Source organism: Winogradskyella sp. (assembly GCF_965656915.1).
In the GTDB taxonomy this organism is placed as follows: Bacteria; Bacteroidota; Bacteroidia; order Flavobacteriales; family Flavobacteriaceae; genus Winogradskyella.
In genome coordinates this window covers 21,219-43,196 of sequence record NZ_CBFHMI010000011.1, presented here as the reverse complement: position 1 = coordinate 43,196, position 21,978 = coordinate 21,219, and the positions used below count along the sequence as shown (strand labels likewise).

Here is a 21,978-nt window from a genome sequence, read left to right as displayed (position 1 = left end):
GAATGAGTTAACTAACCAAGAATAGATTTTATGGTTTTGTTACGTTGAATTTTCCCGTTAACGGTTTCCTCAAATTTATTAACTATGAATATGTCTTTAGGCACTTCATATTTAGTTAATCCTTTTATAAGTTTTATCCTCTTAAGGATACTTTCTTTTGAGTCTCTAGGGTTTTCAACACATAATACTAGTTTTTCCCCAAGACTATCATCAGCCACACCAATAACAAAAAAGCGCTCATCTATTACAGGTTGTAATTTGTCTTCTATTTGCTCTGGAAATAGTTTAACACCAGCAGAATTTATGACATTATCAAATCTACCAAGTAATTTAAAACTTGTTTCTGATTTTAGATCTACAATATCATTAGTAATTAATGGTTCGTTAACCAATTTTGACGCATTAATAACTAAGCAATTCCTTTCATCTTTATTAAATGTAACGTTGGGTAATGCATTAAATAAGTCTTCACCTTTTGCTGCTTTAGACTGTAATTTTTTAACAGCAACATGTGTGATAGTTTCTGTCATACCATAAGTTTCGTAGAATTTAGAAGTACAGCCTTTAATGCGTTCTAACAACGGCTTTGTCACTTTAGAACCTCCAACAATCAAGGTCTTGATATTCTGAGTGTAATTGAGAATATGTTTTAATTGTAATGGAATCATTGCAGAAAAGTCATAGTGCTTTTCGTAATCAAAAATAGGATGTGCACTCGGCTCAACACAGTCTATTTCTAAACCTAAAATCATAGCTCTTACCAACATCATTTTCCCAGCTATATAATGACTTGGTAAACAATCTAATGCTGTATCTCCTGGTTGTAACCCAAAAAAATCACCCGTTGCAATGGCTGAATTTACCATAGCTTGCTTTTTCAGTTTTATTGATTTTGGTTGTCCTGTAGAGCCTGATGTACTCACATATAAATAGTCCTTATTGTTTAACCAATCAATTAGAAAATCGCCGGTGACTTTCTCGTAAGGCTCACCTTCTTTTATTAAACTATAGCATACTTCTTTAAGCTCGTCATGATCGAAATGTAAGCCATTGAACTTAAATCTATTGTGGACTTTGTCAAACCTTGGTGTCATCTATTCTAATATTTTATAGTCTTCCTTAGGTGGTTCAGTGACCTTGCCAAACAAACGGTCGTTCCAGTTTTTCCAGCCATATTTTTTAGATAAAATAAACAGCATTATTGGGTAAACCACGAAAACAGGTATTATTATTTCTGATACTAAACTCATGGACGGCTCTGCAGTACTTTTAAAAAGAGCATCTGTTTGTAAGGCTGTCCAATCTGCCGTAACTAATAAAGACGCTAGTAAATTATTTCCTAAATGAAATCCTAATGCCAGTTCTAAACCGTCATCCATTAAGGTCATGATGCCTAAAAGCAAACCTGTACCGACATAAAAGATCATCATTTTTCCAAATCCTATTTCAGCTACTTCTGGATTTGCACTATGAGCAATACCAAATAAAACTGATGTTACTATTAAAGGGAACCATTTGTTTTTTACTAGTATACCTATATGCTGCATTAAATACCCTCTAAAAAGGTATTCTTCTAACCCAATTTGAAATGGAAACAAAATAATACTTATCAGAAAAAGCAACGCAAATTTGCCTGGATTAAATTGAAATACTAATTCGGATGAATCAATAGAATACCCTATGAAAAAGGTAACTAAAGTAAATGTACAAATCATCAAGAATGAAAACAACACACGTTTATAATCGACTTTAGGTCTTGCCGTAGTTAATGATAGAATACTGCGATGATGAACATATTTCACCATTAAAAACAGTAATCCTAACAAAACAGCAAACGGTGCTAAATTGATAATTAATGAAATATTTGGAGGAATCCTTTTCATCAATTCATAAGCAGCATCCAAATCTGACGGATCACTAAATAAATACATCACAAAATTGAGAATAAATATACCTGCTACTAAAATGGTAGTTAGTATAAACATCCATAATTCACGTTGTCCTTTATAGGCTTGTTGTATGTAGTTCATTATTGTAGATTAAAATTCCAATTTTCATTATTATCGTATTGCAAAGTACCATTTTTTACAATTAATGGCGAATCAAAATTATTGGTAAATAAACTACCAGTTCCAAGACCTTGTGGCATACTATTTTTTAAGGTATATGTCCATTGTGCAATGGCATTAAGCCCAACATTACTTTCTAATGCACTTGTTATCCACCACTTAATATTTAAGTCTTCGACCAAATTGATCCATTGTTGACTCCCTGAAAAACCACCAATTAAACTTGGTTTTAAGATAATATAATGTGGATTAATGGTTTGTAAAACCTCTTTTTTATCCTGAACTGAAAACACCCCAATTAACTCTTCATCTAATGCAATAGGTAATGGAGACATCTCACAGAGTTTAGCCATTGCATTAAACTGTTTAGGTTTAATAGGCTGCTCTATAGAGTGTAATTGATACTCTGACAACCGTTTCAGTTTTTCTAACGCTTCTTCCGCAGAAAACGCACCATTAGCGTCTACTCGTAACTCTATATCCGAAACTGAAAATTCTTTTCTAATAGATTTTAAAATATCTAATTCGGTTTGAAAATTGATAGCTCCAATCTTCATTTTTATACAATCGAAACCTGCTTCAATCTTTTCCTTTATCTGTTCTCGCATAAAACTATCACTTCCCATCCAAACTAATCCATTAATAGGAATATTATCCAATCCTTCTGTAAATGCTGATGAGAACAAATCAAATTGATTAGGACTAGCTATTGACCTAAAAGCAGTTTCTAGTCCAAATTGAATACTTGGAAACTCAGTTAGTTGATCTAATAAATTAACTAAGCCTTGATCAATATTATCACAGACCCATTTTAAGGTTTTTTCATAATCTGGCCTATCATCAATTGACAGTCCTTTTAAAATCCCGCATTCACCTACTCCTGTTTTGTTATTATCATTTAAAATAATAAACCAAGTTTCCTTGGTATTCATAACACCTCTTGAGGTACCACTAGGACGTTTAAAATTGAGAATGTATTTTTTATAACTTGCTTTCATAACTACTAAATCTTATGATGCAAACTAAATTGTAGTTGGCCTTTTCCCCAATTCACAGTTTTTTGGTTCATCCAACCAAATTGACATCTAATTTTTGGACTTATCACATATCCTAAACCTAAATAGGTTCTGTTTCTATCGAATAACTGAACACTCCTTCCATCTCCAATATCTGTTCCACCATTAATAAAAAGTTCATTATATAATGCGAGATAAATTGTTTTAGAATTAAGTTCTTTTCGATTCAAAGGGACATTTAAAAAAAGGTTGTAGCGATAACGAGTTCTAAAGTCCTGGTCTTCTACAAAACGCTGTTCGTATCTAAATCGATGGGTTAAGTAGAACCGATTGCCTAATTTCTGAGGTATAAGAGCTTCCTGATAAATTCTACTCTCAACTGAAGTCTCGTCGTTTTCTCCGTAAACTCCTGTGGTTATATTACCATAACCAAGCGTAAATTTGACACCAGAATTTTTAGGTGTAAATGTAATACCAGAGCGCAGTAAAAGCTGTTCTTTATCGCCTAGTCCTTGCCAATCTCTATATTGAAAATCTCCTTGAAAACCCAATTGACTCTCATTAAACTGATGAGTAAAAAAATACATATACCACGCACCTGTTTGAGATTCATCTATCTGAGAAAATAAATTGCTAAAACAAAAAAACAAGAGTAATATGAAGAATTTAATTTTCATTTAGTGTCTTTTTAAATATGTCATAAAAATAAGCATCTACTGATTCTTTAACTATTATTTGTTCTAAAAAACCCTATTTTTAAAGAAAAAATAATGCCCGATTTTCCGAATATAATATTATATGCTATTCCATTTTTCATAGCTGCTATGTTATTGGAATTATATGTTACTACAAAACAACATATTAAAACCTATGAAGCTAAAGATGCTTTCTCTTCTATTTCTATGGGTTTAGGAAATGTAATATTAGGATTTGCAAGTAAAGTCTTAGTATTATTAGTGTTCTTTTGGATTTATAACAACTTTAGAATTTTCACTATACCAGTAGCTTGGTGGTCTTTTATATTATTATTTTTTATAGATGATTTCTCTTATTATTGGTTTCACAGAATTTCACATGAATGTCGTTTATTTTGGGCATCACACGTTGTACATCACTCCTCTCAACACTATAACCTCAGTACAGCATTGAGACAAACATGGTCTGGAGGATTCTACACCTTTATATTTTGGTTATGGCTTCCATTACTTGGTTTTCATCCTGCCATGATATTATTACAGATGTCTATAAGTTTACTTTATCAGTTTTGGATACATACTGAAGCCATCAATAAATTGCCGAAGTGGTTTGAAGCCGTTTTTAATACTCCATCACATCACAGAGTGCACCATGGAAGTAACCCTATTTATTTAGACCGTAACCATGCAGGAATTCTTATTATTTGGGATAAACTATTTGGTACATTTCAACCAGAGTTAGATGACGAAAAAGTGAACTATGGTTTAGTAAAAAACATAAAAACATTCAACCCTATTAAAATTGCCTTTATTGAATGGTGGTATATGCTTAAAGATGCTTTTACTGGAAAAAAATCTTTAAAAAACCGAATTTTATATTTGATTAAACCACCAGGATGGAAACACGATGGCACAGGCAAGGTTTCTGACGATCTACGAGAAGAATGGTTAAATTCTAAAAACTCATATGACATTTAAAAATAAGGTGATTTGGATTACAGGCGCTTCTAGTGGTATTGGAAAAGCCTTAGCAATAGAGCTGTCTAAAACCAATTGTAAATTAATTTTATCTTCGAGAAGAAAAGATGCGCTTCTTTATGTTAAACATTTATGTTCAAATTCTGATGTAATTGAAATTTTACCATTTGATTTAGCAAATTATGAAGATATGCCTACCATATCTAAAAAGGCTATTTCGTTCTTTACTAAAATCGATATCCTCATTAACAATGGAGGCATTAGTCAGCGTTCGCTAATTATTGATACTGATATTTCGGTTGATAAAAAACTCATGGAAATTGATTACTTAGGTACTGTGGCTTTATCAAAAGCAATATTACCTCATTTTGTTTCTAATCAATCGGGCCACTTTGTAACTGTCACTAGCTTAATGGGAAAATTTAGTTCACCATACCGTTCTGCTTATTGCGGTGCAAAGCACGCATTACACGGTTTTTTTGATGCCTTGCGTATGGAACATGATAAAGACTATATTAAAGTAACTATGATTTGCCCTGGCTTTGTAAATACCGAGGTAGCACGTAACGCATTGGTTGGTGATGGTAGTAGACAAAACGAACAAGACACAGCGACAGCCAATGGTTTAGAACCTACTGATTTTGCCAAACGTATGCTAAAAGCCATTAAAAAGGAAAAGTTTGAGGCTTATATTGGCAAAAGTGAGACTAAAGGCGTTTATTTAAAACGCTTTTTCCCAAAGTTACTCCATAAGCTTGTTTTAAAAAGCCAAGTTCGGTGATTTTGGAAGCTTTATAATCCTGATATAAATTTAAAATTACACGTTCATACTCTCACCTATATCGAGCAATATGAGCCTTTTTAATTTAGAATCGAACTTAGCCATTGATTTCGGTTTATCAATTTCTATATATCCAAACGTATCATAATGACAGCCTAATACCTTGTCACAATCTACAAAACGACATGCTCTAATTGCATCTTCAACTCCCATTGTAAAATTATCACCAATTGGTAACACAGCAAGGTCTAAATCAAATTCCTTTCCTATTAATCTCATATCATAGGTCAATGCTGTATCACCTGCTATATAAATAGTTTTATCGGATTGAAGAACAAAACCACCGGGATTTCCGCCATATTTACCATCTGGAAAAGACGATGTATGTATAGCATTGACATATTTAAGTTTACCAAATTCAAATTGCCAAGAACCACCATGGTTCATAGGATGTCCTTCTAATCCAAGATTCTGGTAGTGCATTACAATCTCATAATTAGAAACGATAATAGCACCTGTTCGTTTTGCAATAGCTTCCACATCTAAAATATGATCTTGATGTGCATGTGTGACCAGTATATAATCTGCTGGAATAGTTTCTATATCGATATGTGAAGCTTTTTCGTTACCTGTAATAAAAGGATCAACTAAAATATGAATATCTTTAATTTGAATTCCTAAACAAGCATGGCCGTAGAATGTTATTTTCATTTGATTTTATTTAAGTTATGATTGTATCATACAAGTTACAAAATCTTCTTAACCTTAACTGCTATAAAGCTTAGGATTAATTAATTTTTTAATACAACAAATAACCGATACCTAAAAGTAGAGCATACAAAAACGTAGATAATGCTAACACTTTTAATTGACTATCAAAATCGTTCGGTTCTTTGGCTTTTTTAATTCTTTTTATGTGAATGAAAAGCGGAATAAATGCAATAAGATATAAGAAATTATAAGGCTCTACATAATACAGAATTGAAAATATTATAGAGATAAACATAGCACCCGCAATTAGGAAAAAATGGTAGTTTTTTGCCCTTTTCAATCCTAATTTAACGGCCAAGGTAATTTTACCAGCATTAGTATCAGATTTGATATCACGCATGTTATTTAGATTTAGAACACCAACACTCAACAAACCTAATGCAATTGCAGGTAGAATTACAACGTGGTCAACTGTTTCAGTATATAACACATAGCTTCCTATGGTACTCAGTAATCCGAAGAAAATAAACACGAAAACATCACCTAAAGCTCTGTAACCATAAGGAGAATCTCCCATGGTATAATTTAACGCAGCATATACTGAAAGTCCGCCAAGAACCACAAATAGCAGAATAAAAAGAAAATTATTTGCACCAAATGCAAACCATATCAATGAAAGAGAAAGCATTATTACAACAATGATATTAAACTTAATCGCGTCTAACATTTCCGTAGGTGTAATTTCACCACTCTGAATAGCGCGTTGCGGTCCCAGACGTTCCTCATTATCGGTACCCTTTACACCATCTCCATAATCGTTGGCAAGATTAGATAAAACCTGTAAACTAATAGTAGTCAATATTGCAAAAATTAAGACCAAGACTTCGAACCTTCCATTATAAGCAGCAAAACAACTCCCTAAAATTATTCCGGAAACTGATAACGGCAACGTTCTTAAGCGCATGGCAGATAACCATGGTTTAATTTTTCTCATCTATGTTTTTATTAAGGAATCCATTTTTTAGGAAAGTTAGGCTTCCTTTTTTCTAAAAAGGCATCTCTACCCTCTTTAGCTTCATCTGTCATATATGCTAATCTTGTTGCTTCACCTGCAAATACTTGCTGACCAACCATACCATCATCAGTAAGATTCATCGCAAACTTAAGCATTTTAATAGATGTTGGTGATTTAGCTAATATTTCTTGTGCCCATTCATAGGCTGTTGTTTCTAAATCTTCATGAGGTATAACAGCATTAACCATACCCATGTCATAAGCTTCCTGAGCAGAATAATTTCTACCTAAAAAGAAAATTTCTCTTGCTTTTTTCTGTCCTACCATTTTAGCTAAATATGCAGATCCGTAACCACCATCAAAACTGGTAACATCAGCATCTGTTTGCTTAAATATAGCATGTTCTTTACTCGCCAGCGTTAAATCACAAACAACATGAAGACTATGACCACCGCCAACTGCCCAACCTGGTACAACAGCAATCACAGCTTTAGGCATAAAGCGAATTAAACGCTGTACTTCTAAAATATTTAAACGATGGTAGCCATCTTTACCAACATAACCTTGGTGGCCTCGTGCTTTTTGATCTCCACCAGAACAAAAACTCCAAATACCATCTTTTGTAGAAGGTCCTTCTGCACTTAGTAAAACAACTCCAATATTTACATCTTCATTTGCATCATAAAATGCATCATAGAGCTCTGATGTTGTTTTTGGGCGAAACGCATTCCTTACATCAGGTCGGTTAAAAGCTATTCTAGCGACTCCATTACATTTTGTATATGTAATGTCTTCATAAGACTTAGCAACTTTCCAATCTATCTGACTCATATTTTTCAATATTTTGAATGCAAAAATAACGAATTAATACTAATGCTCATTAGGAGAATTTGGTATTGAACTTATTAGAAATGAAGAACTCTTTTTATTTCTCCATACGCCTAATGCCGTCTTTTTCAATAGTAATGTGTCTGTCTTTGTATAAAGAGCCTATTGCTTTCTTAAAACTTTTTTTACTCATCTGTAACATATCCTTTATTTCCTCTGGATCTGATTTATCGTGTACAGGTAGAAAACCACTATTATCCTCTAATTCATTTAAAATAAATTGTGCATTAGGTTCAATATTTCTATAGCCAATTTGACTTAAAGAAATATCTAATTTATTATCGTGACGCACCTTTTTTACGATACCTTTTAATCGGTCACCAACACTAATATCCTTGTAAATATCATCCTTAAATACTAAACCTAAATGCTTTTTATTTACAATAACATTCATACCTATGTCAGAAGGATGAGACACAATTAAATCTACCTCATCAAACTGAGTTACAGTTAATTCTTTATTATCTAAAAACCTATTGGTTTTACTTGAAGCTACTAATCGTTCTGTTTCTTCATCTAAATAACAATGAACTAGATACCAGCCACCAGCTTTCATTTTAAAAGCCTGTTCTTTAAATGGGCAAAACAATTCTTTCACCAAACCCCAATCTAAAAATGCTCCAAACTTAGTCACCTGATTACATCTTAACAGTGCGAAATCACCTTCCTTAATAAATGGTTTATCCGTTGTTGCAACTGGTCTCTCTTCATTATCTAAATAGACGAAAACTTCTATTTTGCCACCTATTTCAAATTCTTCTGGCACATATCTATTGGGTAGTAAAACCTCGCTGTCTTCTCCATCTCCCAAAAACAAACCTGGTTCTGTATCTCTAAGAATTTCTAAAGTATTGTATTCTCCTAATTGTATCATAGCACAAAGGTAAGGATAAGTTATAAGTTGCAAATAAAAAGTTGTTCGTTAGATTAACTAAAAAAGAATGACCCTTCTGTAATAGAAAGGTCCTAATTTTATAATTAAATCGTAATTAAAAGTCATACTAGTAAACAGACTCTTTATTGAAATGCTTGCAAAGCATATAGTATACTACCGCTCTATATTTGTTTCTATTAGACTGTCCGTAAGTATCCATAACAGAAGCAATGGCCTTATCTAAGTCTGCACTATCTTTTAATCCTAATTTTTTGATTAAATAGTTATTCTTTACAGTAGCTAACTCTTTTTCATCAGATCCTGAAACTGCAGAAGAATCTGCATTATAGATTGAAGGTCCTAAACCAACAGTAACTTTTGTTAATAAATCCATATCAGGATTTACGCTACATTTGTCTTTTAGATCCGCCGCATATTTTGCGATTAAGTCGTCTCTTTTACTCATTTTGTTATGTTTTAAGATTAAAAAATTTTACCCTTTCAAGGTAACTAAATTTTAGACACCTAAAAAGAGTAAAAGTCACTTCTTTATATATTTTCGGAAAAAGAATTATTTTATATAATCAAAATAATTAAGAAGAATTTCATCATTACTTCTTGAAGGTGTAAACACCTCTAATAGCTTAGGTTGCTTTGACTCATTATAAAAGGTACTTAAAGAACTTTCTAGGGTATTTTGATCATTAGCACTGATATAATCAAAACCAAACATTTCACTTAATTGCTTAGCGGTTAAGTTATGTTTAGTTTCAAAATAGGTGTCAAAATTTTCAGTATTTTTATGACCAGGTAATATTCTAAAAATACCACCACCTTCGTTATTTATGAGTATTATTCTAAAGTCATTAGGTCTGTAATTATTCCATAGTGCGTTGCTATCATAAAAAAAGCTTAAATCACCTGTTACAAAAGTCGTTCTATGTTCTACAGCAACTGCTGCTCCAATAGAAGTACTCGTACTACCATCAATACCACTTGTACCACGATTACAAAATACTAGAACACTTTTTGGCATTTGAAATAGTTGTGTGTAGCGAATCGCAGAACTATTACCTACCTGTAACTGACTTTGCTTTGGTATATTTTTTACTACTGAATTGAATACAGTAAAGTCAGAAAAAGGAATCGTCTCTAAATAATCGTCGTGCAATCGTCTTCTCTTTTTTCGGATTTTTAACCAATTAGATTTAAAATCACTTTTTGCATGATGCGTTATTTGTGGTAAAAACTGCTTAAAAAAAGTATTTGGTTTTAGTTTAATGTGCTTATCTAAACAAAAAAACGTGTCATTTGAATTATATAAATCTATATGCCAATGGTGTTCTGGTTTATATTTTCTTAAAAATGCTTTGATTTTTTTAGAAACAATTAAACCTCCCATTGTTAAAAGCACATTAGGTTGTAATGCTTTAAAATCGTCTTCTTGTAATGGTGCTATTATTTTATCAATACCAGGAAAAAAGTCCGAATGATGAAGATTTGATGTTGTCTCGGAAAATACCAAAATACTATCATCATCTGCTATTTCTTTAATCCACTTTTCTTCAATTGCATTAGGCTGAAGCGCGCCAACCAAAATCATTTTGCGTTTAGAATTCTGCCAAACATCAATTAAGCTCTTTATTTCAAACTCATCTACTTTTTCAGTGACGCTTTTAATTTTAAACGGCTTGGGATTTATGACTAATTCGTCCACAGTTTCATAAAGAGGTTCATCAAATGGAACATTAATATGTACAGGACCAGATTTTAATTTAGCTATTGATAAAGCATCGTGAATCTCTGATTCATTATAAGTTTGAATGTCTTTTTGTATGCCTAGGAAACGCTCAAATTTATTTTCAATACTCTTCAATATCGGTAAATCGCCCTTAGATAAGTACTCATCTTCTTTTAAATCCAACTTTAAATTTGCGCTATAAAATACATGGTCGCCATAAACATTCTTTTGCTTTATGGTTTGTCCATCTCCGATATCAACCAAATGCTTAGGGCGATCTGCTGAAAGCACAACAAGAGGAATATGACTGTAAAACGCTTCAGAAACAGCAGGGTAATAGTTTAATAAAGCACTACCAGAAGTACAAACAATTGCGGTAGGCTCTCTTAATTGTTGCGCAATACCTAAAGCAAAAAATGCTGCACAACGCTCATCTACAATACTGTAGGTAGAGAAAAATTCATCATTTGTAAAACCTATTGTTAAGGGTGCATTACGACTTCCAGGAGAGATAACAATATGTCTAATATTATGCGATTTGCATAAGGTTACAACAGTTTGTGATAAGGGAATTTTAGAGTATTTCATTAAATTACAAAAATAAGAAATCTCTTTGTTTTAGTTTATAACGTTAACGATTGTTTTGGTTTTATTTACAGTCTCATCCCACTCTTTTTCTGGGTTAGAATCTTTAGTAATTCCACCACCAACATAGATAAGTGCTTTTTTATCTAAAAGTTGCATACAACGTAGGTTGACATAAAAATTTGATTGAGTTTTCACCACAGCATACGCATTATTTTCAACATTACGTCTGTTAGTATTTCTGGTCTTAGACTGTTTTAAATTTAGCTCACCAAGGAAACCTGTGTAATACTCACGCTTGTAATTTTCATTCTTAAGAATAAAACCCTTGGCAATTTGCCTTGGAAAACCGCAAACTGCAGGTGTAGGATGCAAAGCTCTAATAATAAATTTTAGTTGCGACACTTCATTTATACGACTTATGATGCGGGTTTTAAGATGAAGTAATTTTCCTGCACGTACTGTTTCAACATCAGAAACAGACACCTGATCGGTAAATGGTTCGATTTGATTAACGATATAATCCGTTACTATTTGTTGCTCCTTATACTCCTTGTGCGTCCAGGAAACGCTCTCATTTTCAACAAAAGGCTGAGTACCAGCCAATGAAATTGTTGTTAATTGCTTGCCTTCTAACTTAAATAAAAGCTCTGGAGTAGCACCTAACCATAAACCAATTTTAGGGTGATACCAGCAATAGACCATTGCATTTTTATAAGTATTAAATAACCTTTTAAATATGTCAATAGGATTTTTAGAACCAACTGACTCTATCACTTGTCGAGATAAAACCACTTTTTCTAAACTACTGTTTTTAATAGTCTCAATACCTTTAGAAATGAGTTTAAGATGTTCGGTTTTACTGGATTCATCGGCGATAATATCGTTTTCTTCCTGGTTCGCCACCAGATTATCAATCTCCAAAGTATAATGCTCACAATGTTCTTGTGGTAATAAAATACTTTTATCATTTAAACTAAAAGGTGCAAATACAAAGCCACGCTCTGAAAATGATTCTGTTGTATGTAGCTTAGCATCTTTTTGTAACCAGCAACTGATAAAAGAGTTTATAGGTCTGCTATAAACTACAAACGGTAATTGAGAATTGTATTGCTTTTCTAAAGCATTAAAAAATGAATGCTGATTCATTTTTCTATTTGTTTTTGGGAAGTGAAATCGTAGATAATCTACAGATGGAAATTAACTGATCATCTTCATCCGTAACTCTAATATCTAATAACTGTGTTGTGCGTCCTTTGTGCAAAAACGTAGCCTTGGCGTAGACATAACCTTTACTAATACTTTTAAGATGGTTAGCCGTAATTTCTAATCCTCTTACAAAATACTTATCGATATCAATAAAAATATGAGAGGCAAAACTACCAACACTTTCTGCTAAAGCCGCTGTTGCACCACCATGCAACACACCATCGGGCTGATGTACTTTTGCAGTAACCGGCATGCGTGCGACTAAAAAATCATCACCATAATCTACCATTTCAATGTCCAAAGTTTCCATCAAGGTATTTTTGCTCACAGCATTAACTTTGGCTAAGAATTCTTCTTTAGATTGTTGCATAGAAAAACAGTATTTTTAAAGTCGATTGCAAAGATACTGAAACCACTAAGAATAATGAATTCAGAAGAAAAAGAAATAACTTATAATACAAGCAACTCATATTCTACCTTAAATTCAATAACTAAAAAGACAAAAACCATATGGTTTGTATGTCATGGTATGGGATATTTAAGTCGCTATTTTCTGAGATATTTCAAGGGTTTAAATCCTGATGATAATTATATTATCGCACCACAAGCACCAAGTAAATATTATATTCAACCAAAAATGCATGTTGGTGCCAATTGGTTAACGCGAGATGCTACTGAAGCTGGTATGATAAATATTCTCAACTATTTTGATGCGATTTTTAAAGCGGAACAAATTCCGAATGACGTCGACTTAATTATTTTCGGGTACTCTCAAGGTGTAAGTGTCGCTTTGCGTTATATGGCAAAACGAAATCTACAATGCTCTCAATTAGTTATTCATTCTGGTGGAATTCCTAAGGAATTGACTGCTAAGGATTTTGAGTATTTAAATGAAGATGTGCAGGTGAAACTAATTTATGGCACTGAAGATGAATACCTAGATGCTGAACGCATTTCTTCGGAGACTTCTAAAGCAATGGAGCTATTTCGTAACCGATTAGATATTCTTCCATTTGAAGGGAAGCATGTGGTTAATGTAGATTATGTAAATAATTTAGTATGACCTTACGTTTTTTAGAAAATAATAGAGTAAAGTTAAACTTACTAGATTTAAGTAACTATGAACATTTGTTAGGTATTGCTCAAGAAAAAGACCTCCTCGTTTATTCTCCTTCGGATATCTTTACACCTGAAAAACTTAGGGCCTATGTGAAAACTGCCGTAGATGTTTACTATAATAAAACCATTATGCCTTTTATTATTTTCGATAAAGAAAAAGAAGCCTATGCTGGTTCTACGCGCTTTGGTCTTATAAACTGGGATACTAAAGTACTACATATTGGTTGGACTTGGCTTGGACATAAATTTCAGGGCACAGGACTCAATGCTAATATGAAATATTTAATGCTTCAAGATGTATTTGAAACATTAGGTTTTGAAAAAGTAGAATTTAGAATTGATGAGCGTAATATAAAATCTCGAACAGCAGTTGAAAAAATTGGCGCTACATTAGAAGGTGTTTTACGTAAGGACACGCTTATGAAGGACGGTTATAGACGAAATACTTGCTGCGACGGAATTCTAAAAGAAGAATGGCCGCAGATTAGAGCGACCATTTTCAAAATTTTTTAGCTTGTTTGCTGTAGCGTTTTATTCTTTTCTTTTAAGATTGCTAATTGCTTTTCTAAAAATGTAATAGCTTGTTCGGTCTTATAACTTGTTTTATAAGCAAAGTCTTTTAAGTCTTCTTTAAACTTTTCTTTCCCTGAGGTTGCAGCTTTAGATACATCCTCTTTTAATTCAATAAAATCAGAAACGAATTGCTCTTTAATGTCTTTTCCTTCCTTTTTTAAATGGTCTCTCGTTACACTACCTTTATCTGGTGCTAATAATACACCTGCGGCAGCACCTAATAATGCACCCAAAACCAAGGCTCCTTTATACTGAATCATATCTTTTTCTTTTTTTAATGTTAAACGTATTTACTTATAAGTAGTAAAACTTACCATTTTGTTACAATTAGATGCTATTTCACAAATAAATAACATACGATTATTCTTCAGAAATTAATCCTTTGACTAAACCATAAAGCTCATCTAATTTAGATTTTAATTCTTCATTTTCTTTTTCTAAAGCTTCAATTTTAGTATATAATGCTTTTATAGACTGTACATATAAGGCATCGTACGTACAATAGGCCGTTTGGTAAAAACCTTGGTTATCTAAACTTACATTTTCAGGAAAGATTTCTTGTAATTCTTGAGCGATAAAACCATATTGCTGCCCTTCTGGTCGGTTATTTCCAGTTTGCTTGTCATTCCACTCATAGGTCACACCACGCATTTGCAAGAGTTTCTTTAGAGCTTCATCTGAATTAAAAGTATTTATGTTTTTCTTAAGACGTCTGTCACTATTTGCTAACCAATCACCAGCCGCATTTTTTGAAGCATCACCATTTATTTCTAAAACATTCGTTGTTGGTATTCTAGAAAAACCTGTTTTACCGTCTTTTAAAACTGTAATAGCATTTTCTAATGTATTATTTGCTATCACCAATAAACGATCTGTTCCAACCGCTAATGAAGTACTAGAGGGTGTATAGGCAGCACTATTATAACCAATTACAGTTTCTGCATAAGAATATGACGTTAAATCATTACCTATATCAATTGATTTTTCTGCTTGAGAAATGGTGTTACTACCTATGGCAATTGATTCACTACTATTTGCGTTACCACCTGCAAACGCGATTGAACCCTCTCCCATTGCACCCCCCCTCCATGCCAAAGATTCTTCACCACTGGCAGACCCACCAGAAAGTGCCACTGAAGAAACACCAGATGCATTAGCAAAAGATCCTAATGCCATAGAAAAATTTCCAGTGGCCTGAGACTGGTTACCAATCGTCGTTGAACTATTACCAGACGACACATTACTGTTTCCGATGGCAACACTGGTTGTGGCGTTTGCTTGTGAATTCTGACCAATAGCTATCGCTCCTGTTGCTGCAGCATCCGTTATAGCATTTTCCCCTATCGCTGCAGATTCATCCCCATTGGTATTTCCACCCATGAGTGCCATTGAGCCAAGTCCAGCCGTAGATCCTCTCCAAGCCAGTGAGTTATCACCTGATGCTGCACCGTTGGACAGTGCCAATGATGTCTCACCAATGGCATTGGCAAAAGATCCTATTGCCATGGAAAAATCTCCAGTGGCCTGAGACTGATTCCCAATCGCCGTTGAACTATTACCAGACGATACATTGCTGTTTCCGATGGTAACACTAATTGTGGCGTTTGCTTGTGAATTCTGACCTATTGCTATCGCTCCTGTTGCTGCAGCATCCGTTATAGCATTTTCCCCTATCGCTGCAGATTCATCTCCATTGGCGTTTCCATCCATAAATGCAACAGCGCCATTCCCTGAAGCTGTAACTCCGGCACCTAGAGCAATTGATCTAATGCCCACATTAGCATCATTCCATTCGTTACCAAATGTCACACCAGCTCTAAAGGCAGCTTTGCTCTTATCAAAAAAGAAGCGTGCACCAGATCCTGATAGTATTGAACTCCCAAAAAAAAAAGATCATTAAATATATTTGTTGTGTTTTGAACTATACCACCAATACTTTGAAACTCTCCACTTGCACCGAAGGTTAATTGATACCAGGTTATTCCATCAAAGAACCAAAAACCATTCGATAAATTTGTTTGACAAACCATTAATCCCTCTGCAGGGCTAGTTATACCGTGTCTTTGGGCTTCAGTCATTCTAGGAATTAAAATACCTGAAGTTGTACTTGCAACATCTAGCATAGATGAGTCGTTAGGATTTGTTGTGCCAATTCCAACTTGACAAAATGCTGTATTTATAAATAATAAGGTAACGAGAAAAGTTATGGTTATCATGAGTAATGGATTTATTGTTTACCCTTATATCGAAGATGGATTAAAATGTCATCAGATAAAACATTGTATATCATATTTTAGATAAAGAACCTATAAAGAATTAAGCACTTTATCCTAATAAATACAAATCAAACGATGTTTATGTAGTTAAGAGAAAAATAATAATATTTTGGAAAGAAGAAAAACAACTTAATGAAAACCATTCTTTTAATTCTAGCTTTTGGATTTGCTAATAGCAGTAATGCGCAATTTATAACAGATGACGATATGTTGCATTTTGGTGCTGGAGCAATTCTATCTTCAGCAACGTATTCTATAGTGTATGCTAAAACCAACAATTCTAAAAAAGCCTTTTGGTATAGTTTAGGAGTATCTACATTAGTAGGTCTATCCAAAGAGTTATATGACGAATATTTTATAGATGGTCGCTTTGACAATAGTGAACTACTCTCAACTATTACTGGCGGATTTGTAGCCAGTTATACTTTCAATATATTTACAGGAAAAAAGCAGAAAAAAAGAAAACTGAATTGGCAAATTCTAATTTATAAGCTTTGTCACAATTTCTTTAACTGGTAGTATTTCGTTAGTGTATTCAATACTTGGTCCAGCCACCCATACGGTTTTGTACGTAGCTTTTTTAGCGGCTTTTTCAGTCGCTTTCATGCCTATTGAAAAACGTATCATTTTAACCCACTTCTTGAACTTTCTGTTTTTATTTAGAAGATTTTCTATCCATGTAGCCTTTGTCCCTATTTTTTGAACATATGGTGTATTAATGACCGTACATGGAGTACCAGAAATACGTTCTGTCATGATAATGTCTTCTGCACCATAATCCACACATGCTTGTTTATACTCATCCGTTACACCTGCTTCTTCAGATGCAATAAAAGGACTTCCTACAGATACACCTGACGCACCATAACTGATCATTTTATCAATATCTGCTTTGCAGCCTACACCACCAGCTGATATTACAGGAATTGCTAATTCCTTATGTAATAAACTCGTTAATTCCTCTGGTGATAAATTTCCTCTATGACCACCAGCTTCATTATTAACAGCAATAGCGGCATCAGCACCTAATCCTTCAACTTTCTTAGCAAACTTTAAATCTGTGACATCACAAAATACTTTAATACCTGCGGCGTGTGCTTGTTTAATAGTCTCTTCAGGACTTCCAAGTGATGTAATTATAAAATCACAACCTTCTTCACAAATCACTTCTAACTGACCCTTGTACTTTACATTAGACTTATTCACAATTAGGTTAAATCCAAACGAACCTCCTTCTACCTTATTTCCTTTTAACTCTTTTATGGCTGCTCTTAATTCTTCAAGTGCCCTGTAATTTAATGCAGGTATACAACCAGCAATACCAGCTTTCATCGCTTCTGTTACCATAGCAACATTAGATACCAAAAACATAGGCGCCTGAATGATAGGATATTTAATATTGAGAAGTTTAGTTAATTGCGTTTGCATGGCTTAAAAAGTTTGCTCAAATATACTAAATTTTATTATGCATGCATAACACTTATTACTCTAAAAATCGATAATAACCACACTTTAGATAAGCTCCTTCAGGAAACGTTACAGGATGATCCACATCGTGCTTAGTTTTTAAAATAGTTTCATATAATCGAGCTTGAGAATTTAATGCCTGTATATTAAGATCAAAAAAGGACTGTGCCAAAACTCTTGAAGAACACGACGCCAAAACTAACAAGCCCTTCTTTGCTGTTAATTGGGCTCCAAGATAAGCGAGTTGTGCATACTTCTTCTTTGCTAATTCTATTTCTGATTGTTGTTTGGCAAAACTTGGTGGGTCAATAACCACCACATCATACTTTTTATTCTTACTAATTAGCTTCTTCAATTCTATAAAAGCATCACCAGCAATTGTTTTATGTATTCCAGAATAGTCATTTAGTTTTCCGTTGGCTATTGCAATTTCCAATGCTTGTTTACTAATATCTAAACTAGTTAATTCTGTGGCTCCATTAGATAATGCATGTACCGAAAAACCACCAGCATACGAGAATACATCCAGAACTGTTTTACCATTGCTAAACTCACCTACTTTTCTTCTATTTTCTCTATGGTCTAAAAAATATCCGGTCTTGTGTCCTTGAATCACGTTTGCAGAAAAGTTAACACCATGCTCAATAAATTCAACAACCTCATTATGTAATTTTCCATAAATCACTTTACCATCAACCAATGTATGATTTTTACTATTCTGAAGATTTCTGCTCAAACGCATAATAACTGTTTTAGCATTTGAAATCTGTTGTAGGCATTTTAAAATAGGTTCTAGATATGGTAGCCAGATTTCGGAATATAGTTTCACCACCAACACAGTATCATAAACATCCGCGATTAGTCCAGGAAATCCGTCATTCTCACCAAATAATAAACGGTAACTGTTTGTTTCTGTTTTAAGTAATTCGGTACGCTTCTCAAAAGCTAATTTAATTTTATTGTGAAAAAATTCAGAATTTATTTCTGCTTTAGTTTCAGCATTATGAATAATCTTAATACGAATTGGTGAGTTAGCATCATATAAACCAATACCAACCACCTTATTTTTATTCTTACTGAAAATGATGGCTAAATCACCTGTTTTAGCATCCTCATTAATCTTTACAATACTGTTAGAGAATACCCAAGGATGACCTTTTACAACGAATTGTTCTCCCTTTGAATTCAGTTTTACGGCTAATCGCTTTGGATTATAAGTAGATTTTAATTTATCTGAAAAGCTCATCAATACTAATTAATATCTACAAAGAAACGTTTATTAAACAAAAAGCCCAACAGTAATGTTGAGCTTTTCTTTATTATTTATAATATAATTATTTCACTTCTTCGAAATCTACGTCTTCCACATCGCTACCTTCATCAGCTGATTGGTCTTGTGCTGCTCCTGCATCAGGACCAGCGGCTCCACCTTGCTGAGCTTCAGCTTGTGCTTTGTACATTTCTTCACTAGCTACTTTCCATGCTTCGTTAATTTTCTCTAAAGCTGGCTCAATAACTGCGATATCTTTTGTTTCGTATGCTTTTTTCAATTCTTCAAGTGCATCTTCAATTGGCTTTTTCTTATCATCTGATAATTTATCACCAAATTCTTTAAGTTGACTTTCAGTTTGGAAAATCATAGCATCTGCCTGATTTAATTTATCAGCAGTCTCTTTTGCTTTAGCATCTGCTTCTGCATTTGCTTCAGCTTCTTGCTTCATTTTATTGATTTCGTCTTCTGTTAATCCTGAAGATGCTTCAATTCTAATATCCTGAGACTTACCTGTTGCTTTATCAGTAGCCGATACTTTAATGATACCGTTAGCATCAATATCAAACGTTACTTCAATTTGAGGTGTTCCTCGTCTTGCTGGTGGAATCCCATCTAAATGGAAACGACCAATTGTTTTGTTATCTGCTGCCATTGGACGCTCTCCTTGCAATACGTGAATCTCAACTGATGGCTGATTATCCGCTGCTGTTGAGAATACTTGCGATTTCTTAGTCGGAATCGTAGTATTGGCTTCAATCAACTTGGTCATTACATTACCCATTGTTTCGATACCAAGAGATAATGGAGTAACATCTAATAAAAGAACATCTTTTACATCACCTGTTAGTACACCACCTTGAATACCTGCACCTAGAGAAACAACCTCGTCTGGGTTAACACCTTTACTTGGTGCTTTTCCGAAGAATTTTTCAACGGCTGCCTGTACTGCTGGGATTCTTGTAGAACCACCAACTAAAATAACTTCATCAATATCACTCTTAGATAAACCTGCTGCTTTTAATGCAGTTTCACATGGCTCTATTGTACGTTTGATTAAATCGTCAATTAACTGCTCAAATTTAGAACGTGTTAATGTACGTACCAAGTGCTTCGGTCCACTTGCTGTAGCCGTTACATATGGTAAATTAATTTCTGTTTGCGCAGAAGATGATAATTCAATCTTTGCTTTTTCTGCAGCTTCTTTAAGACGTTGTAAAGCCATTGGGTCTTTACGTAGGTCCATATCTTCGTCTGCTTTAAATTCTTCAGCTAACCAATCAATTATTCTTTCATCTACATCGTCACCACCTAAGTGTGTATCACCATCTGTAGATAATACTTCAAAGACTCCATCACCCAACTCAAGAATAGAAACATCGTGAGTACCACCACCAAAATCGAATACTACGATTTTTTGGTCAGTACCTTTTTTGTCCATTCCGTAAGCTAATGCCGCTGCAGTAGGCTCGTTGATAATACGTTCTACTTTTAAACCAGCAATCTCACCTGCTTCTTTAGTTGCCTGACGCTGTGCGTCATTAAAATAAGCTGGTACAGTAATAACCGCTCTGGTAACGTCTGAACCCAAATAATCCTCAGCAGTTTTCTTCATTTTTTGAAGAATCATTGCAGATAATTCTTGTGGTGTGTATAAACGACCATCAATATCTACTCTTGGCGTATCATTATCACCTTTTACCACTTTATATGGCACACGTTCTGCTTCTTTCTTAGACTCAGAATATTTATTTCCCATAAAACGCTTTATAGAATAAACCGTTTTTTGTGGATTAGTTACTGCCTGTCTCTTTGCTGGATCACCAACTTTAATTTCACCACCTTCTACGAAAGCGATAACCGAAGGTGTAGTTCTCTTACCTTCAGCGTTTGGGATTACAACCGGCTCATTACCTTCCATTACAGAAACGCAAGAGTTGGTTGTACCTAAATCAATTCCAATAATCTTACTCATAATATTTTATGTTGTTAATAGTTTTTCGCTTTCGCGAAATAATGTGTTTTACTTTTTAAACTCGTCAACTATAAGTCAAGGATTATGCCATGTCAAAAAATGTGACATGATGTCATATTTTATTCTAAAAATATATTGAAATTACCTTAGTTTGGTACATGCTTTGATGTATCATTGATAAAACTATTTATTATGAAACGTATATTATCCTTTATTTCAGTATTTGCATTATTACTAACAGCCTGTGAAGGTGATCCTGGACCTCCAGGACTTGATGGGTTAAATGGATTGAATGGAGAAACTGCCCCAGCTTTTGAAGTCACAAGAGATTTTAATTTTCCGGATTATAATGCAAGTGTGATTTTCGATTTCGAAGTTTTCTCATCTGAAGTTGTATTGGTTTATATATTATGGGATACTACAGATAATGGAACACAGATTTGGCGTCTTGTACCACAAACTGTAATATTTGAAGATGGTAACGATTTGGTTTATAATTATGATTTTACACAATTTGATGTACAATTGTTTTTAGAAGGGTCTGATCTTGATAACTTAGATTCGGTTTGGACTCAGAATCAGAGGTTCAGAATAATTGTTATCCCAACAACTGATTATGGACGCTTAGACCTTTCTGATATAGAAGCAGTAATGGATGCTCACAACATAACTGAGTTTATGGAAATCTGAACATTTCACAAATAAACTTATGACAGCCTTGAGTTAAAATCAAGGCT

Annotated in this window: 24 protein-coding genes; 6 read left to right on the top strand and 18 right to left on the bottom strand. The window is 33.8% G+C overall.

The annotated features are described in order from the left end of the window. Nucleotides 1-11 precede the first annotated feature (11 nt). The 4 genes from ACTG3Y_RS05250 to ACTG3Y_RS05235 are packed head-to-tail and all read right to left on the bottom strand — an operon-like array spanning nt 12 to nt 3,762. The gene (locus ACTG3Y_RS05250; RefSeq protein ID WP_439151873.1) at nt 12-1,094 is read right to left on the bottom strand and encodes an AMP-binding protein; all 1,083 of its coding nucleotides are present in this window, start codon (nt 1,092-1,094) and stop codon (nt 12-14) included. After that, entirely contained in the window at nt 1,095-2,030 is a 936-nt protein-coding gene (locus ACTG3Y_RS05245; RefSeq protein WP_439151872.1) for a lysostaphin resistance A-like protein, read from the bottom strand. It lies immediately after the preceding gene. Then, nucleotides 2,030-3,067 carry an o-succinylbenzoate synthase gene (locus tag ACTG3Y_RS05240; protein ID WP_439151871.1) on the bottom strand — a complete coding sequence of 346 codons (1,038 nt, stop codon included), beginning with the start codon at nt 3,065-3,067 and terminating at the stop codon, nt 2,030-2,032. Before ACTG3Y_RS05240 ends, ACTG3Y_RS05245 begins: the two co-directional genes overlap by 1 nt. A 5-nt stretch (nt 3,068-3,072) precedes the next feature. Continuing rightward, nucleotides 3,073-3,762 carry a DUF2490 domain-containing protein gene (locus tag ACTG3Y_RS05235; protein ID WP_439151870.1) on the bottom strand — a complete coding sequence of 230 codons (690 nt, stop codon included), beginning with the start codon at nt 3,760-3,762 and terminating at the stop codon, nt 3,073-3,075. Between the two features lie 93 nt (nt 3,763-3,855). On the opposite strand from ACTG3Y_RS05235, the gene ACTG3Y_RS05230 reads away from it, so the two are divergent. Both ACTG3Y_RS05230 and ACTG3Y_RS05225 read left to right on the top strand, forming a co-directional pair. Further along, entirely contained in the window at nt 3,856-4,758 is a 903-nt protein-coding gene (locus ACTG3Y_RS05230; RefSeq protein WP_439151869.1) for a sterol desaturase family protein, read from the top strand. Next, a complete protein-coding gene (locus ACTG3Y_RS05225) occupies nt 4,748-5,539 on the top strand; it encodes an SDR family oxidoreductase (RefSeq protein WP_439151868.1) in 792 nt (263 codons plus the stop codon). The genes ACTG3Y_RS05230 and ACTG3Y_RS05225 overlap by 11 nt, the downstream gene beginning before the upstream one ends. 36 nt (nt 5,540-5,575) lie before the next feature. Here the strand turns inward: ACTG3Y_RS05225 and ACTG3Y_RS05220 are convergent, their stop codons facing one another. From ACTG3Y_RS05220 to ACTG3Y_RS05185, 8 genes are all read right to left on the bottom strand, one after another. Further along, on the bottom strand, nt 5,576-6,250 hold the full coding sequence (locus ACTG3Y_RS05220) for a metal-dependent hydrolase (RefSeq protein WP_439151867.1): 675 nt from the start codon (nt 6,248-6,250) through the stop codon (nt 5,576-5,578). A gap of 88 nt (nt 6,251-6,338) precedes the next feature. Further along, nucleotides 6,339-7,244 (bottom strand): 1,4-dihydroxy-2-naphthoate octaprenyltransferase, encoded by a 906-nt coding sequence (gene menA / locus ACTG3Y_RS05215; protein ID WP_439151866.1) that lies wholly within the window; start codon nt 7,242-7,244, stop codon nt 6,339-6,341. Nucleotides 7,245-7,255: 11 nt separating this feature from the next. After that, the gene (locus ACTG3Y_RS05210; RefSeq protein ID WP_439151865.1) at nt 7,256-8,095 is read right to left on the bottom strand and encodes a 1,4-dihydroxy-2-naphthoyl-CoA synthase; all 840 of its coding nucleotides are present in this window, start codon (nt 8,093-8,095) and stop codon (nt 7,256-7,258) included. A gap of 94 nt (nt 8,096-8,189) precedes the next feature. Further along, nucleotides 8,190-9,026 carry a CvfB family protein gene (locus tag ACTG3Y_RS05205; RefSeq protein WP_439151864.1) on the bottom strand — a complete coding sequence of 279 codons (837 nt, stop codon included), beginning with the start codon at nt 9,024-9,026 and terminating at the stop codon, nt 8,190-8,192. 127 nt (nt 9,027-9,153) lie between these two features. Then, complete coding sequence (locus tag ACTG3Y_RS05200; RefSeq protein ID WP_439151863.1) at nt 9,154-9,492, bottom strand: DUF2853 family protein; 339 nt, start codon at nt 9,490-9,492, stop codon at nt 9,154-9,156. 105 nt (nt 9,493-9,597) lie between these two features. Beyond that, nucleotides 9,598-11,355 (bottom strand): 2-succinyl-5-enolpyruvyl-6-hydroxy-3-cyclohexene-1-carboxylate synthase, encoded by a 1,758-nt coding sequence (gene menD / locus ACTG3Y_RS05195; RefSeq protein WP_439151862.1) that lies wholly within the window; start codon nt 11,353-11,355, stop codon nt 9,598-9,600. Between the two features lie 30 nt (nt 11,356-11,385). Continuing rightward, nucleotides 11,386-12,501, bottom strand: coding sequence for a chorismate-binding protein (locus tag ACTG3Y_RS05190; RefSeq protein ID WP_439151861.1), 1,116 nt, complete (start codon nt 12,499-12,501; stop codon nt 11,386-11,388). Nucleotides 12,502-12,505: 4 nt separating this feature from the next. Next, nucleotides 12,506-12,931: a PaaI family thioesterase gene (locus ACTG3Y_RS05185; protein ID WP_439151860.1), complete on the bottom strand. Its 426-nt coding sequence runs from the start codon at nt 12,929-12,931 to the stop codon at nt 12,506-12,508. 54 nt (nt 12,932-12,985) lie between these two features. On the opposite strand from ACTG3Y_RS05185, the gene ACTG3Y_RS05180 reads away from it, so the two are divergent. Next, nucleotides 12,986-13,624 (top strand): alpha/beta hydrolase, encoded by a 639-nt coding sequence (locus tag ACTG3Y_RS05180; RefSeq protein WP_439151859.1) that lies wholly within the window; start codon nt 12,986-12,988, stop codon nt 13,622-13,624. Then, nucleotides 13,621-14,193: a GNAT family N-acetyltransferase gene (locus tag ACTG3Y_RS05175; protein ID WP_439151858.1), complete on the top strand. Its 573-nt coding sequence runs from the start codon at nt 13,621-13,623 to the stop codon at nt 14,191-14,193. The genes ACTG3Y_RS05180 and ACTG3Y_RS05175 overlap by 4 nt, the downstream gene beginning before the upstream one ends. On the opposite strand, the gene ACTG3Y_RS05170 is transcribed toward ACTG3Y_RS05175, so the two are convergent. From ACTG3Y_RS05170 to ACTG3Y_RS05160, 3 genes are all read right to left on the bottom strand, one after another. Continuing rightward, nucleotides 14,190-14,513 carry a YtxH domain-containing protein gene (locus ACTG3Y_RS05170; RefSeq protein WP_439151857.1) on the bottom strand — a complete coding sequence of 108 codons (324 nt, stop codon included), beginning with the start codon at nt 14,511-14,513 and terminating at the stop codon, nt 14,190-14,192. The two genes, ACTG3Y_RS05175 and ACTG3Y_RS05170, sit on opposite strands and share 4 nt — an antisense overlap. Before the next feature lie 100 nt (nt 14,514-14,613). Then, the gene (locus ACTG3Y_RS05165; protein WP_439151856.1) at nt 14,614-16,062 is read right to left on the bottom strand and encodes a tail fiber domain-containing protein; all 1,449 of its coding nucleotides are present in this window, start codon (nt 16,060-16,062) and stop codon (nt 14,614-14,616) included. Next, complete coding sequence (locus ACTG3Y_RS05160) at nt 16,059-16,469, bottom strand: hypothetical protein (protein WP_439151855.1); 411 nt, start codon at nt 16,467-16,469, stop codon at nt 16,059-16,061. Before ACTG3Y_RS05160 ends, ACTG3Y_RS05165 begins: the two co-directional genes overlap by 4 nt. A gap of 192 nt (nt 16,470-16,661) precedes the next feature. Here ACTG3Y_RS05160 and ACTG3Y_RS05155 point away from each other — a divergent pair, with 192 nt between their 5' ends. After that, nucleotides 16,662-17,048, top strand: a complete 387-nt coding sequence (locus ACTG3Y_RS05155; protein ID WP_439151854.1) for a hypothetical protein — start codon at nt 16,662-16,664, stop codon at nt 17,046-17,048. On the opposite strand, the gene ACTG3Y_RS05150 is transcribed toward ACTG3Y_RS05155, so the two are convergent. The 3 genes from ACTG3Y_RS05150 to dnaK form a co-directional block, all read right to left on the bottom strand. Next, on the bottom strand, nt 17,010-17,957 hold the full coding sequence (locus tag ACTG3Y_RS05150; RefSeq protein ID WP_439151853.1) for an NAD(P)H-dependent flavin oxidoreductase: 948 nt from the start codon (nt 17,955-17,957) through the stop codon (nt 17,010-17,012). The two genes, ACTG3Y_RS05155 and ACTG3Y_RS05150, sit on opposite strands and share 39 nt — an antisense overlap. Before the next feature lie 55 nt (nt 17,958-18,012). Next, the gene (locus ACTG3Y_RS05145) at nt 18,013-19,242 is read right to left on the bottom strand and encodes a class I SAM-dependent rRNA methyltransferase (RefSeq protein WP_439151852.1); all 1,230 of its coding nucleotides are present in this window, start codon (nt 19,240-19,242) and stop codon (nt 18,013-18,015) included. 88 nt (nt 19,243-19,330) lie between these two features. Next, entirely contained in the window at nt 19,331-21,241 is a 1,911-nt protein-coding gene (gene dnaK, locus ACTG3Y_RS05140; protein ID WP_439151851.1) for a molecular chaperone DnaK, read from the bottom strand. A 192-nt stretch (nt 21,242-21,433) separates the two neighbouring features. Here dnaK and ACTG3Y_RS05135 point away from each other — a divergent pair, with 192 nt between their 5' ends. Further along, on the top strand, nt 21,434-21,931 hold the full coding sequence (locus ACTG3Y_RS05135; RefSeq protein ID WP_439151850.1) for a hypothetical protein: 498 nt from the start codon (nt 21,434-21,436) through the stop codon (nt 21,929-21,931). Nucleotides 21,932-21,978 lie beyond the last annotated feature (47 nt).